General features: G+C 43.5%; 12 protein-coding genes. 8 read left to right on the top strand and 4 right to left on the bottom strand.

The features are described from left to right. Window positions 1-10: 10 nt before the first annotated feature. From MKY83_RS09635 to MKY83_RS09620, 4 genes are read left to right on the top strand one after another with little or no spacing between them, the layout of a single operon-like run. Window positions 11-919, top strand: a complete 909-nt coding sequence (locus MKY83_RS09635) for a hydroxymethylglutaryl-CoA lyase (RefSeq protein ID WP_106065391.1) — start codon at window positions 11-13, stop codon at window positions 917-919. A gap of 14 nt (window positions 920-933) precedes the next feature. Beyond that, the gene (locus MKY83_RS09630) at window positions 934-1,716 is read left to right on the top strand and encodes an enoyl-CoA hydratase (RefSeq protein ID WP_111913530.1); all 783 of its coding nucleotides are present in this window, start codon (window positions 934-936) and stop codon (window positions 1,714-1,716) included. 18 nt (window positions 1,717-1,734) lie between these two features. Beyond that, window positions 1,735-3,258 carry an acyl-CoA carboxylase subunit beta gene (locus MKY83_RS09625; protein ID WP_080773012.1) on the top strand — a complete coding sequence of 508 codons (1,524 nt, stop codon included), beginning with the start codon at window positions 1,735-1,737 and terminating at the stop codon, window positions 3,256-3,258. A gap of 13 nt (window positions 3,259-3,271) precedes the next feature. Next, the gene (locus MKY83_RS09620) at window positions 3,272-5,209 is read left to right on the top strand and encodes an AMP-binding protein (RefSeq protein WP_342488610.1); all 1,938 of its coding nucleotides are present in this window, start codon (window positions 3,272-3,274) and stop codon (window positions 5,207-5,209) included. A 109-nt stretch (window positions 5,210-5,318) separates the two neighbouring features. Here MKY83_RS09620 and cysI read toward each other — a convergent pair whose 3' ends face one another. Beyond that, window positions 5,319-7,037 carry an assimilatory sulfite reductase (NADPH) hemoprotein subunit gene (cysI, locus tag MKY83_RS09615; RefSeq protein ID WP_003211384.1) on the bottom strand — a complete coding sequence of 573 codons (1,719 nt, stop codon included), beginning with the start codon at window positions 7,035-7,037 and terminating at the stop codon, window positions 5,319-5,321. A 37-nt stretch (window positions 7,038-7,074) separates the two neighbouring features. Further along, complete coding sequence (locus tag MKY83_RS09610) at window positions 7,075-8,895, bottom strand: assimilatory sulfite reductase (NADPH) flavoprotein subunit (protein ID WP_342488609.1); 1,821 nt, start codon at window positions 8,893-8,895, stop codon at window positions 7,075-7,077. Window positions 8,896-9,169: 274 nt separating this feature from the next. Here MKY83_RS09610 and MKY83_RS09605 point away from each other — a divergent pair, with 274 nt between their 5' ends. Then, the gene (locus MKY83_RS09605; RefSeq protein ID WP_223252893.1) at window positions 9,170-9,577 is read left to right on the top strand and encodes a DUF3221 domain-containing protein; all 408 of its coding nucleotides are present in this window, start codon (window positions 9,170-9,172) and stop codon (window positions 9,575-9,577) included. 93 nt (window positions 9,578-9,670) lie between these two features. Here the strand turns inward: MKY83_RS09605 and MKY83_RS09600 are convergent, their stop codons facing one another. Continuing rightward, window positions 9,671-11,098, bottom strand: coding sequence for an aldehyde dehydrogenase family protein (locus tag MKY83_RS09600; protein WP_342488608.1), 1,428 nt, complete (start codon window positions 11,096-11,098; stop codon window positions 9,671-9,673). Window positions 11,099-11,309: 211 nt separating this feature from the next. Here MKY83_RS09600 and MKY83_RS09595 point away from each other — a divergent pair, with 211 nt between their 5' ends. Genes MKY83_RS09595 through MKY83_RS09585 form a run of 3 tightly spaced genes read left to right on the top strand, consistent with a single transcriptional unit; the run spans window position 11,310 to window position 12,936 of the window. Then, a complete protein-coding gene (locus tag MKY83_RS09595; protein ID WP_012010174.1) occupies window positions 11,310-11,735 on the top strand; it encodes a DMT family transporter in 426 nt (141 codons plus the stop codon). A 13-nt stretch (window positions 11,736-11,748) separates the two neighbouring features. Further along, on the top strand, window positions 11,749-12,429 hold the full coding sequence (locus MKY83_RS09590) for a Crp/Fnr family transcriptional regulator (protein ID WP_268484223.1): 681 nt from the start codon (window positions 11,749-11,751) through the stop codon (window positions 12,427-12,429). A 21-nt stretch (window positions 12,430-12,450) separates the two neighbouring features. After that, window positions 12,451-12,936, top strand: coding sequence for a DMT family transporter (locus MKY83_RS09585; protein ID WP_044141344.1), 486 nt, complete (start codon window positions 12,451-12,453; stop codon window positions 12,934-12,936). Between the two features lie 10 nt (window positions 12,937-12,946). Here the strand turns inward: MKY83_RS09585 and MKY83_RS09580 are convergent, their stop codons facing one another. Continuing rightward, window positions 12,947-14,353 (bottom strand): phospholipase D family protein, encoded by a 1,407-nt coding sequence (locus tag MKY83_RS09580; RefSeq protein WP_185108857.1) that lies wholly within the window; start codon window positions 14,351-14,353, stop codon window positions 12,947-12,949. Between the last annotated feature and the right edge of the window lie 111 nt (window positions 14,354-14,464).

Here is a 14,464-nt window from a genome sequence, read left to right as displayed (position 1 = left end):
AGGGAGCGAGATGGCATTACCAAAACGTGTACTTATTAGGGAGGTCGGCCCGCGGGACGGATTGCAAAATGAATCCACTTGGCTGGACACAAGTGAGAAGCAAAGATGGATTGAACTGCTCACAGCAGCCCGGCTCCCTTATATTGAAGTCACCTCATTTGTTCATCCTAAATGGGTCCCAGCCTTAAAAGATGCCAAAGAATTAGCCCAATCCTTACACAAAAAAGGCGACATCACCTATGCAGCACTCATTCCTAACGAAAAAGGCTTAGCTCACTTTTTTGAAGCAAATCTTGACACAGGCGCTATGTTTATCTCTTCGAGTGAAACGCATAACAAAAAGAATATGAATCAATCCATCCACGAAACACTTCCTGTCATCAAACAAATGACAGCTGATTTAAAAGCAGCCGGAAAACACACACGCGCATATATTTCCACCGTGTTTGGCTGCCCTTATGAACATCAAGTGCCAATGGATCAAGTATTGCGGTTAACGGATATACTGCTCTCTTATGGCATTGATGAAATATCACTCGGCGACACCATTGGAGAAGCCCATCCGCTTCAAGTAGAAAGGCGCTTAGACATTTTACTTGAACGTTTTCCTGCTGATAAAATCGCTCTTCATTTTCATGATACGAAAGGGATGGGTCTTGCCAATATTTATACGGCATTAAAAGCGGGAATCACCACATTTGACGCCTCTAGCGGCGGGCTAGGCGGCTGTCCATATGCGCCTGGCTCTAGCGGAAATGTCGCGACAGAAGATGTAGTGCATATGCTTCAAAAACTAGGAATCGAAACCAATATCGATTTTCCAGCATTGATAAAAGCGGCAGAATGGATCGAAACAAAAGTAAATCGAACCCTGCCTAGTCATTGTTTACGTGCTTTTCACTCTCATACTACTTCATAAAGGATGAATGTGACATGACATCATTGGTCAATTTTACGATACAAGATGAACAGATTGGGATCATGACCTTAAACAGACCAGAACAAGCAAATTCCCTATCTGCTGCGATGCTTGAGGAGATCAATCAACTCATTCAAGAAATCAAACATGATGAAAGCATCCGCTGCCTGCTCATGACAGGAGCTGGTTCTAACGTTTTTTGCGCAGGTGCTGATTTAAAAGAGCGACGATTGATGACAGAAGAAGAAGCAAAAGCGGCAGTTCTGTCAATTCAGCAAACCTTTACAGAAATTGAATCCCTTCCTGTACCTGTTATTGCCGTCATGAATGGACACGCACTTGGCGGAGGACTTGAGCTCGCGCTAGCTTGTGATATTCGCATCGCACGAGCCGGAGCAAGACTCGGTCTGCCAGAAACAGGACTAGCTATCATACCAGGGGCAGGAGGGACGCAGCGGCTTCCGCGTGTCGTCGGACTTGGTAAAGCAAAAGAACTGATTTTTACAGGTGCTTCATTACAAGCTGAAGAAGCCATTCAAATTGGACTAATTGAGCACCTCTCTTTAGCAGATTCCCTTATGAATGACGCCATTTCCCTCGCAAAACAAATCGCCAAAAACGGCCCAATTGCTTTAAAAGAAGCGAAACGAGCGATTCAAATGAGTCTTGATCACGATCTGCGTACAGGTTTGATGAAGGAATACGAAGCCTATGTACGGCTCATTGATACAGAAGATCGAATGGAGGGCCTTCAAGCTTTCCAAGAAAAACGAACGCCTCAATACAGAGGCAACTAGCAAGAAAGGGGAATGGGCATGATTGAAGAATACGAAGTGAAAAAACAGCGGATTGTCAAAGGAGGAGCGGAACGATACCATCAAAAAAACAAAGAAAAAGGAAAATTGTTCGTCCGTGACCGGCTCCAGTTGCTATTAGATCAGGATTCGTTCATTGAGGATGCGATGTTTGCCGAGTGTAAAGATGAGCATTTACCAGCAGATGGTGTTGTCACAGGGACAGGGCGGATGAATGGGCAAACCGTATGCGTTATGGCAAATGATTCTACTGTCAAAGCTGGATCATGGGGCGTCAAAACGGTAGAAAAAATCATTAGAATCCAAGAAACAGCGGAAAAGCTCAACTGCCCGATGCTGTATTTAGTCGACTCTGCGGGTGCAAGAATCACCGATCAAATTGCAATGTTTCCAGGCAGAAGGGGAGCGGGACGCATTTTTTATAACCAGGTGAAGCTGTCTGGACGTATCCCGCAAGTTTGTTTACTATTTGGTCCTTCTGCGGCAGGAGGTGCTTACATTCCTGCTTTTTGTGACATCGTTGTGATGGTCGAAGGGAATGCCTCGATGTATTTAGGCTCTCCGAGAATGGCCGAAATGGTGATTGGAGAAAAAGTAACACTTGAAGAAATGGGCGGAGCAAACATGCACTGCAGCATATCAGGATGTGGTGATATTTTAGCCAAAACCGAGGAAGAAGCGATTCAAATCGCTCGCGACTATTTAACCTACATGCCTGCCAACTATACAGAGAAACCAAAACCGGCAGCCGCAAAAGCACCTAAAGCATCTGAGATGACCATCCAAGGCCTTATTCCTAAAGGGCAAAATACCCCTTTTGATATGTATCAGCTCATTGATTTACTCATTGATGAAGGATCATTTTTTGAAATCAAAAAACTGTTTGCCGCAGAGCTCATCACAGGCTTTGGCCGAATGAACGGGCAGCCTGTCGGTCTTATTGCTAACCAGCCGAGGGTAAAAGGCGGGGTGCTGTTCCATGACTCAGCTGATAAAGCCGCTAAGTTTATTCAGCTATGTGACGCCTTTCATATCCCGCTCCTTTTCCTTGCGGATATACCGGGATTTATGATCGGAACAAAAGTGGAACAAGCTGGTATTATCAGACACGGGGCGAAAATGATCTCCGCTATGTCAGAGGCAACCGTTCCGAAAATATCAGTCATTGTGCGTAAAGCATACGGTGCAGGTTTATATGCAATGGCAGGACCAGCGTTTGAACCAGACTGCTGTCTCGCTCTTCCATCGGCACAAATTGCTGTCATGGGGCCAGAAGCGGCTGTAAATGCTGTCTATGCAAATAAGATTACTGAATTGCCTGTTGAAGAGAGAGCTGCATTTATCCATGAGAAACGCAAGGAATATCAAGAAGATATGAATATATATGAGCTTGCTTCTGAAATGATTGTCGACGGCGTCATCCCGTTCGACCACTTGCGAGACGAGCTTTGTCATCGCTTCCAAGCCTATTCCTCAAAAGAGATGACATTTACAAGACGAAAACATCCGGTCTATCCGGTCTAAAGGGGGCATCCTCATGATGAACCTGAAACCAGCATGGATACCGGAAGAGCAAATGATCAAACAGACACGTCTTTACAAATGGATGCACTCACTTGGTTTTTCTACTTATGATGCATTCTATAAAGCTAGTATCGAGCGTACCGATTGGTTTTGGAGAGAAGCTGAAAAGGCGGTCGGTATCAAGTGGAAAATGCCGTACGAAGCCGCATTAGGTCAAGATTCATTCATGTGGCCGAACTGGTATAAAGGCGGTCAACTCAACATAACCGAAACGGCCGTGGACAAATGGGCAGAGAACGAAGAAGCGCAGCAACAGCCAGCCGTGATTTGGAAAAACGAGACGGGAGAAGAGAGGAGATGGACGTATCTCGAACTTCAGAAAAAGGTGAATCGCCTCGCTGCTGGCTTTTTGAAGAATGGGCTTCAAAAAGGAGATGTGGCAGTCATTTATATGCCGATGCTTCCTGAAACGGTCGCTGTCATGCTAGCCTTTGCAAAAATTGGTGTCATCTTTAGCCCCGTCTTCTCCGGCTATGGAAGCGAGCCTCTTGCCGTGCGTATTCGTGCGGCAGGTGCAACCATTGTCGTCACAGGCTCAGGCATGACGCGCCGCGGGAAGACGATCAATATGCGGGAATGTGCAGCAGAAGCCATAGGCAAAACCACGACCGTCAAAACCGTCATTGTACACACCTCCTCTCATACTGAATATGAAGGAGATATCAGGCTAAATGATTTGTTAAAAGAAGAGCCGATAAGTGAAACGACCTATCTCTCAAATGAAGAGCCTCTCATGATCTTATACACTTCTGGAACGACTGGTACGCCAAAAGGAGCAGTCCATACACACGCAGGATTCCCTGTAAAAGCAGCTTTTGATGCCGGTCTTTGTATGGACGTTGCAAAAGGAGACCGCTTGTTTTGGCTCACAGACATGGGCTGGATGATGGGGCCATTTCTCGTCTTTGGGGGCTTGATCAATGGAGCTGCGATTGTTTTATATGACGGCGCACCCGATTATCCAGATGAACAGCACCTCTGGTCATTCATTCACGAGCAAAAGGTCACCCACTTTGGGCTTTCTCCTACGTTTGTTCGATCTGCGATGCAGCAAAATCTTGCAGGTATAAAGTTGCCGCATGTCAAAGCCATCATTTCTACAGGTGAGCCGTGGAATAAAGCACCATGGCAATGGCTTTTTGACAAAATCGGTCAAAAGCACATTCCGATCCTAAACTATTCAGGAGGAACAGAAGTCTCTGGCGGAATTGTAGGAAGTACGCTGCTTCGCCCAATTAAGCCAGTCGTTTTTAATGCGGCGATTTTAGGAATGGCAGCTGATGTATATAATGAAGCAGGTCAGAGCGTCATAAATGAAGTAGGAGAGCTCGTTGTGAAAAAGCCATGGGTTGGCATGACATGTGGGTTTTGGAAAGATCCTGAGCGTTATGAAGATACGTATTTCAAACGATTTGATGGGGCATGGACACATGGGGATTGGGTGGTGCAATCAGAGGATGGCACGTTTCATATCACTGGCAGATCAGATGATGTCATTAATACAGCAGGAAAACGAGTCGGTCCAGCAGAAATTGAATCCATTCTTGTCGGACACCCAACTGTACACGAGGCAGCAGTGATTGGGGTAAAGGATGAGGTGAAGGGGGAGGCACTCGTGTGCTTCATCGTGACCAGCCCGCAGTCTTGTGACGAAACAAAACTGATTCAAGAGCTCAAAACTCATGTTGGTTCATATGCAGGAAAAGCGCTCACGCCAAAGGAAATTCATCTTATTTCAGCTTTACCGAAAACAAGAAACGGAAAAATCGTCCGGCGTTTATTAAAAGGAGCTTATGAACAGCAGCCTTCACTAGATCTTTCTTCTTTAGACAATCCTCATGTGTACAAAAGCATTTGCGAGTACTTGAAACGGAAACAGAACAGCATGTAAACAAGCCCTTATATCGGTGTTCAGGTCTGCGTGCCGGTACTCGTTCTTCCTAGGGCTGCAAAGATTTTCTATCACACTGAAAAAAGACAGGAGAGTGTCCTGTCTTTTTCTATTGCACATGAAAATTCGTGCCATCTGTTGTTTCTTTGACAATCCCTGCACGAACGACAAAATCACCGAAATGTTCTTGATCTTCTCGTTCTTTTGCATAGCGGGGGAGAAGAGAGCCAAGCTCGTTTAAAATCTCTTCCTCACCAACATTTTCACGGTACAGCTTACTTAATCTGCTGCCATCAAATGCAGCGCCAAGATACATGTTGTATTTGCCAGGTGATTTGCCGATAAAGCCAATTTCACCTAGCGCATGACGGGCACATCCATTTGGACAACCAGTCATACGAATCGTGATTTCTTTATCACTCAAGCCGTTTTCTTCAACAATCTCTTCTATTTTATCAATCAAGCGCGGGAGGTAGCGTTCTGCTTCTGCCATCGCTAAGCCGCATGTTGGAAGAGAAACACAGGCCATTGAACTGCGGCGGAGTGCAGAGTGCTGCTGACCATCTGATAAGCCGAACTCCTGAATGAGCTGCTCGATTTGTTTCTTTTTATGAGAAGTGACATTTCCAATGATCAAATTTTGATTCGCTGTTAAGCGGAAGTCACCTGAATGAATCTTTGCGATTTCACGAATACCTGTCATCAGCGGATAATCATCATAATCTATGATGCGTCCGCCTTCTACAAACATCGTATAATGCCATCTGCCATTGATGCCTTTTACCCAGCCATAGCGGTCCCCATTATGATCAAAGTGATAACCTCTTGCGTCTAAAAGGGCAAACCCGAGGCGGCGCTCCAGCTCTTCTTTTACATTCTCAAGACCAAGGCGGTCCACTGTATATTTAAAACGGGCATTTTTTCGCACCGAACGGTTTCCATAGTCACGCTGAATGGTAATCACTTGTTTCGCAATCTCTACAACTTGTTCAGGTGTACAAAAGCCAATCACCTTTGCAAGCTGAGGATAGGTCGCTGTATCCCCATGAGTCATGCCCATTCCGCCGCCAATTGCGACATTAAAGCCGATCAATTGCTCATTTTCGATGATCGCAATAAAGCCTAAATCCTGCGAAAAGACATCAATATCATTAGCAGGAGGGACCGCCACACCAATTTTGAATTTCCTTGGTAAATAAAGCGGGCCATACATCGGTTCAACTTCCGTATCTGGCGTTGCCGCAACCTTTTCCTCATCAAGCCAAATTTCGTGATACGCCCTTGTTTGCGGGAGCAGGTCATCACTTAATTTTTTCGCCAGCTCGTAGACATCATGGTGCACTTCTGATTGATAGGGGTTTGATGTACACATGACATTCCGGTTCACGTCGCCGCAAGCAGCAATTGTATCAAGCATAGTAGAATGAATGTCTTGTATGGTTTTTTTCATGTTCCATTTTAAAATACCGTGAAGCTGAAAAGTTTCACGAGTAGTCAGCTTTAACGTACCGTTTCCGTATGTGTGAGCAAGCTCATCCATCACAAGCCACTGCTTAGATGTGGCGATTCCGCCAGGCAGGCGTACGCGCAGCATAAATTGATAGGCTGGCTCAAGTTTTTGTTTCTGCCGTTCATTTCTGAGGTCTCGATCATCCTGTAAATAGCTGCCGTGATGCTTCATCAGGCGATTGTCATCATCAGGAATTCCCGCTGAAATCGGATCAAGCATTACTTCTTTTAACGTACCCCGTAAATAATCACTTTTTTCTTTGATTTCTTCTACGTCGCTCGGAGGTCCATCCGGCGCTGTTAATGCTGTCTTCACCATGTAAGTAAAAGCTCCTTTCTTTCAAGCATCAAGTCCATTAATATACGTCGCGCTGATAGCGTTTTTGCTGCTGCAAGTTAGCTAGATAGCTTTCTGCTTTCTCTTTGCTCATCGCTCCTTCTTCTTGGATAATCGATAGAAGGGTATGATGAACATCATGCGCCATATGCTTTTCATCTCCGCAAACATATACATAGGCACCTTGCTCCAGCCATTCGAATAATTCTTTACTTTGCTTCTTCATTTGATGCTGAACATATACTTTTTCCTCTGAATCTCTTGAAAAGGCCACATCCATTTTCGTTAAGACGCCATCTTTTAACCACTTTTGCCATTCGGTTTGATATAAGAAGTCCGTCACAAAGTGCTGATCGCCGAAGAATAACCACGATTTTCCGCTTGCACCGATTTCTTCTCGTTCCTGCATAAACGAACGGAAAGGGGCGATACCTGTACCTGGTCCCACCATAATGATCGGTGCATCAGGGTTTTCAGGAAGCTTAAAGTTTTGATTGTGCTGAATATAAACAGGCAGCGTATCACCTGGTTCTAAGCGCTCTGCGCATAGAATGGAGCAGACACCTTGACGTTCTCTCCCGTGCGCATCATATCTCACAGCACCGATCGTCAAGTGAACTTCTTCTTCATTCGCTTTCAGACTGCTTGCAATCGAATAAAGGCGGGCAGGAATTTTTCTTAAAATCGCAGTAAAGTCTGCGGCTGTTCCTTCAAAAGGACCGAAGTCGCGTGCAGCATCGACTAAATCTCTTCCTGCTAAATACGCTTTTAACTTTTCTTCATTTCCTTCTTCAAAAAGGGCATGGAGTGCTTCATTTTTCGTCAAGTCCGCCAACTTTTGAAGAAGGGGTTTTGTTAATACTGTAATCTCAAAATGTGAGGTAAGTGCTTCTTTTAAAGGAAGAGTGTCACCGTTTTTATGAACAGTTACGGCTTCTTCCACGCTCCATCCACATGTCGTGATCAGTTCATCAACAAGCGCAGGATCATTTGTTGGATAAATTCCAAGGCTGTCACCTGGTTCATAAACAAGTCCTGATCCTTCTAGTGAAAGCTCCAAATGGCGGGTCTCTTTGTTAGAGCCGCGGCCATTTAGATTGATATTTTCAAGAACTTCCGCATAAAAAGGATTCGTTCTTGAGTATTCAGAAGCTGCTGTTTGGCTGTATGCTCCTGCTGAATCTTGCGGGAATGCTGCGGCTTCTCCTTCGCTAAGTGACGATGCCACCCCTTGAAGCCATTCAGAAAACGGCTCATCATAATCAAGGTCACAATCCACTCGATCTGTCAGGCGCGTTCCGCCAAGTTCTTTGAAGCGCTCATCAAATTCTTTTCCAGTCTGACAGAAGAATTCGTAGGAGCTGTCGCCTAGCGAAAGAACAGAAAAGTTTAAATGATTAAGCTTTGGCGCACGTCTACCATGGACATATTCATGGAAAGAAAGGGCATTATCAGGCGGATCTCCCTCGCCATGTGTGCTGACGATCATCAGTAAATTGTGTATTTTTTTCAGATTATTTGGTTTAAAATCTGACATAGAAGAGAGCGTCACTTGAAAACCTTTCTCCTCAAGATGCTGCGCTGTCTTTTTCGCTAATCCTTCAGAATTGCCTGTTTGTGAGCCATAAATGACGGTCACATCTTTACTGACAGGCTGCGCAGGTGCTGCGGCAGAAGGAGAAGGGGCTAGAGTAGCTGTTTCTGATCCGGCTAGAGCTGCTTGTGCTGATAAATAACCGGTAAGCCAAATTTTTTGTTGATCTGTTAAAGTCGGAAGCAGCTGATTGAGCAAGTCTGCCTGCTGCTGACTAAACGGACTGTTTAATACATGAAGTTGCAACGATATCCACCTCACAAGGAATATAAACATAGATTAATTCGATAGGAATTATATATATAGGTTCAATTTGAACTTTACCGAAAGTTTGCCATTAAGTAAAATATATAATATTGATTGTCATGATTAAGATTTCTAATACCTTTACAAGATGAATGAGCTTGAGGGTAAATTATCTTAAATGTATAAAGTATCTTAAGAAAATGCGCTGTAATATAAGCCGTTTTGATCTAAGAATGCTAGACTTGAAGAAGCATTGAAGGGGCGTATAAAGTTGATGCAATTTAAATTTAAAAAAATAATAAGTGTTCGATTTGTCATCGTGATTTTTTTCATTTTATTAGGAGGGTGCCACTCTACAACAAAGGACAATATAAAGAATCCACACAATCAAAATAAAATAGCAACGCCTTTTTCAAAAAAAGGCATAGTGCTATATAAAGGGGAGACTGGTTTACTTCTTATTAACAATAAAACTCCTATAAAACGCGATTATTCATTAGATACTCCTCTTCTTGTCGATAAATATAAACACGATCTCATCATAATGGATTTAACGAAAGTTGATACTAAAGAGCTGTCACAGGGGCAAACGATTGAGATTTGGTTTGATGAGTTACAAGAATCGTTTCCTCCAAAAGCAACAGTCGAAAAATACAACATCCTTATGGATAAGAATAAATAAGGGAGTAGTAAGCAGTTCTTAAAATTCGAAATGGGTTCTTATTAATTAAATAAAAAGGGGAGAAAAACCCTAGAGTTTTTCTCCCTTCTCAATTTATGCCGTTGGAAGTCCCATCACAGCTTTCACTTCTAAATATTCCTCGATGCCGAAGTCTCCCCATTCTCTTCCGATACCTGATTGCTTAAAACCGCCAAATGGGGCAAAGTAATCTGTTTCGGCATTGTTAATGGTGATTTGGCCAGCGCGAATATGTTCAGCGACATATTTTAATGTTTTTTCATCTTTTCCAACAACATACCCGGCAAGACCATACACTGTATCATTGGCGATCTCAAGGGCATGATCGAGATTCTGATACGTGATGACACTCATGACTGGTCCAAAGATTTCTTCTTGTGCAATGCTCATGTCATTTTTCACATTGGTGAAAATGGTATGCTTGGCGAAATATCCTTTATCGATTCCGTCTGGCTTTCCAGTTCCCCCAGCAAGAAGGGTAGCACCTTCTTCGATTCCTTTTTCAATATAAGATTGCACGGTATCCCATTGTTTTTTAGATACAAGCGGGCCTGTAGCATGATCTTCTCTTGGATCACCAACTGTAAACTTCGGCAGGGCATTCAGCAGCGCTTTTTCAAACTTGTCTTTCATTGATTCTGAAACAAGCACACGCGTAGCTGCAGAACACACTTGCCCTGTATTCATCGCAATATGCTGAATGGCAGTTTCAGCAGCCACATCCACATCTGCATCATCTAAGACGATAAGAGGGGATTTCCCGCCAAGCTCAAGAGCCACTTTCTTCACATTGTCCGCTGCGTTTTCCATAATTTTAGAGCCAACAGCACCTGATCCAGTAAATGAAACAAAGTCAATATCAGGATGTGAGCTAATGCCGTCACCAATCACGTCACCCGTTCCGTTTACTAAGTTGAAGACTCCTTTTGGTACACCAGCTTCATCAATAATTTCTGCAAGAATCATCGCAGCAAAAGGTGTAATTTCCGCTGGCTTTAAGACAACTGGTGAGCCTGCCGCAATAGCACCTGCGATTTTAAGAGATGTTTGATTCGTCGGGAAGTTCCACGGTGTAATCAATCCACTGACACCAATCGCTTCTTTTATAATGGTATGTCCGCCGCGGTCCTCGGTAAATGTATAAGATTTAAGTGCTTCCGCTGCTTTAGAAAAATGTTCATAGCCCATTTTGTAATGAACTTCTTCTGATACTTTCAGCGGTGCACCGAGCTCTTGTGTCATCACTTCTACAAGTTCATCTTTGCGTTTTTCGTAGCCGCGCACAATGTTTTCCAGCATCTTCACTCGGTCATTTCGAGATGTTTTGGAGAAAGAAGGGAAGGCGGCACGAGCTGCTTTCACTGCCTTATCTAAATCTTCTTTTGTTCCTAAGCTAATGGTGCCAATGACTTCCTCCGTCGCAGGATTGATGACCTCTGTCGTTTCGTTTCCTGTTGATGCAACCCATTCTCCGTTAATAAAATGTTTCTCTTGATTTCTCATTATGACATGTCTCCTTTTTATATGTGATTCATTCAATATTCTGTTTTCAGCTGATATAAAACTGTACCCACTGTGAAAAATCTAAAACGAACAAACTGCAAAAGAAAAAGTTTCTGATATAATACGCAAAGTGGGACATATGTCCTTTTCAACCGACGGGCATGTATCATTTAATGGAACTAGACTGAAAAAAGAAGGAGCTTTTGAACGAATGAAAGGTGTTATTTTCGCTTTATTAGGAGGCGCTTGTATTACACTGCAAGGCGTAGCCAACGCAAGAATTAGCCAGGATATCGGTACATGGCAGGCAGCCACCATCACGCAGCTGACCGGCTTTATCATCTCGCTCGTCATTTTACTCATCGTACGAGACGGACACTTCAGGGAATATCGAAAGGTGCAGCCACTTTATTTAATAGGCGGCGCATTTGCAGCGATTATTATTTTTAATGAAGTCACCGCGATTCAAATCATCGGTGTGACACTCACTATCGCAGCGTTACTCATTGCACAGCTTGCTTTTACCTTTGCAATTGATGCAAAAGGATGGTTTGGTGTACAGAAGAAGAAAATGAAATGGCCACATTACGCAGGAATTTTATTGATGGTCACAGGTGTGATCATTTTAAAACTATAAAGGAGGGCGTCAGATGGAGGAACTTCAAGATGAATCTCTTTTTGCCTCATATATGAAGGCACATCAATTAGAAAGTGTCTTTCATCAAAAGCTCATATCACACGTGAGTTTGTGGCGCTATGAGCAAGGGGAGCTCATTTGTTCAAAAGGGGATAAGAGGGAGTACCTGTACTTGTTAGTGAAAGGAAAATTAAAGATTTTCACGACAACAAAAGAAGGGAAAACCTTTATTCTTAGCTTTAAACATCCCCTTGAAGCGATTGGAGATATTGAATACGTTCAGCAGACTGACATGGTCAATACAGTCGAAGCGGTCACAGAAGTACATATGTTAAGGGTTTCTCATCAAGCGCTCATGCGTCATGCGAAGGAGGACCCACGCGTGTTAACCTTTCTGCTAAAAGGGATCACAAACAAATTTTATACAAAATCAAACGATTTGAGTTTCCACCTGTTATATCCTGTGGAGGTCAGGCTTGCAAGCTACTTATTGTCTGTTGTCACAGATGATGACAGCGCGAGCGCCCTTCGTCTCGTTGATGCAGCAAGCTTAATCGGTACGAGCTACCGTCATATTAACCGAGTCATTCAGCAATTTAGTGAAAAAGGATTGATAGAAAGGCAGAGAGGAAAGATTACGATTTGTGACCGCAAAGGGCTCCTAGAAATAGCAGAGCACAACATTTATGAATAGAAGAAATGAAGGGATTTATATATGATCATAGGAATAGTATTAGCCATCACGGCTGGCGCACTCGTCAGCTTACAAACCATTTTTAACAGTAAGGTCAATGAGCAGACAGGCTCTTGGTCAACGACAACCCTCGTTCTTGGAATGGGCTTTATTGCTTCTCTCCTGATGGGGCTCTTACTAGAGGGGACTGGCATGTTTCGATTAAGACATATGGAAGCCTGGTACTGGATCAGCGGGGCCATTGGGGTAGGAGTGGTCATTTGTCTTGTTCAGAGTATCAAACGTCTTGGACCGACTTATGGCATCTCGATTGTCCTCACGTCACAGCTGGGCTGCGCGCTTTTGTTTGATTCGCTTGGCTGGCTTGGGTTAGAAAAAGTAGAATTCTCTTTGACAAAACTATTAGGTGTTATTGTGATTGTAGCTGGGATTTTGGTGTTTAAATTGACCAAATTGGAGTCGGCAGAAACAGATCAATCGCAAGAAAAAGGGCTGCCACAAGAGTAGCTGCCCTACTTTATATCAATCGCCGCCATAAAACCGTTATCGCGGATAATCCATTTAAAAGGAGCCTTTTCATCAAAGGCTTTTTTTTCTGTCCATAAGCGCTCGCATGAAGGACTGTTCGATCTTTAGCTACGAGATAACTGTAGGCGATTTTTCGTTCAATTGCCTGTGTAAGTGATAACGCAAACGGGGCACTGTCAATGACCAAAATTGACTCTGTGTTTAAAAAACTAGACCTCGCATCTAAGTTATATGTCCCAATAATACTCAAGTAATCATCAATCACCATTGATTTCGCATGAATGGAATACGGGCCTTCATATTCATACAAGTGAACGCCTGTTTTCATCAGTTCCTTTTTTGTGCTTAAATACCCTGCAAAGGCCAACGGATTTGGCGTCGCTGTAAGAGAATTCGTAACAACTGTCGTCTGGATCTCACTAGGTAAGGGAGTGAGTCCGGCTTTCATTGGGCGTGTTGGGATGACATATGGCGTCTGTATGAGCACAGAACGCTTTGCTCGGTGCGCAAGATCGTTCAGCTTTTTCAACACAAGCGGCCGCTTATTAAAGCGTTCCACAGGATTTGTAAAAAAGGCAATCTGTTTCACAGAAATGGTATCTGCTGCCCAGTTAAAGGATGACATCACAAAAGGTTCTTTCGTGCGCATGGCTTCTTGATAGGATCTGAGCAGCTGTTTTCTTAGCTTTAACCCTTTTTTCGCTTTTGCCTTGGAAAACACATCTTTTGTTCTTTTCGTAAAATCATGATTCCATAAATAAACGAAATATTGCTCCATTTCATCTAACACTTTTCCCTTTTTCGCGTTATATAGCAGCACATCACGGTCAAAAGCAAAGTCTTTGGGCGGCTGGTCTGCAAAGTATTTATCACCGATATTTCTTCCGCCCATCACAGCCACTCGGCCATCTGCTAGTAGCAGCTTATCGTGTAGCCGATTATGCCACGTCCATGGCTTGAACAAACGAAAGGGCTCATAAAAACGAATCGACATGTTCGGATGATTTGCTACTGCATAGCGCAAATGCTTCAGCGGCCCGCGCAAACTGTGGCAGATGCCATCTAACAACAGCTGCACTTTCACACCTCGATCAGCTGCTTCAATTAAAGCACCTAGTATCCATTCGGCTGTTTTTCCCTTTTGAATGGAGTAGTAACTGAGGCGGATCATCTTCTTTGCCTCACGAATCATTTGGAGCCTCACCTGACCAGATTCAAACCCGTCGTCAAGAAGCATCACTTGATTTGTCCCCTGATCGTCTCCTGAGATAGAAGAGGCTTTATAAATGCAATGTTCTTTGCATGTTTTTCGAAACGGTAAATAAAACAAGACAAATGCGGTCAAAAATACATAGACGACATAAAGAAGGATGAGATAAAACAAAAGATGAAGCAACATGATCAGCTCCTTTCACACAGACACAACTTTTCCTTAGTGTATGTCAAAAATGAAATTTCACTCATTTTGGCTCTCTAACAAAATATATGACAAAAGAATCATCTTGTT

This window comes from Bacillus sp. FSL M8-0266 (assembly GCF_038613425.1).
GTDB lineage: Bacteria > Bacillota > Bacilli > Bacillales > Bacillaceae > Bacillus > Bacillus pumilus.
The sequence above is the reverse complement of the archived record's forward strand: the minus strand, read 5'-3'. Positions and strand labels throughout refer to the sequence as shown.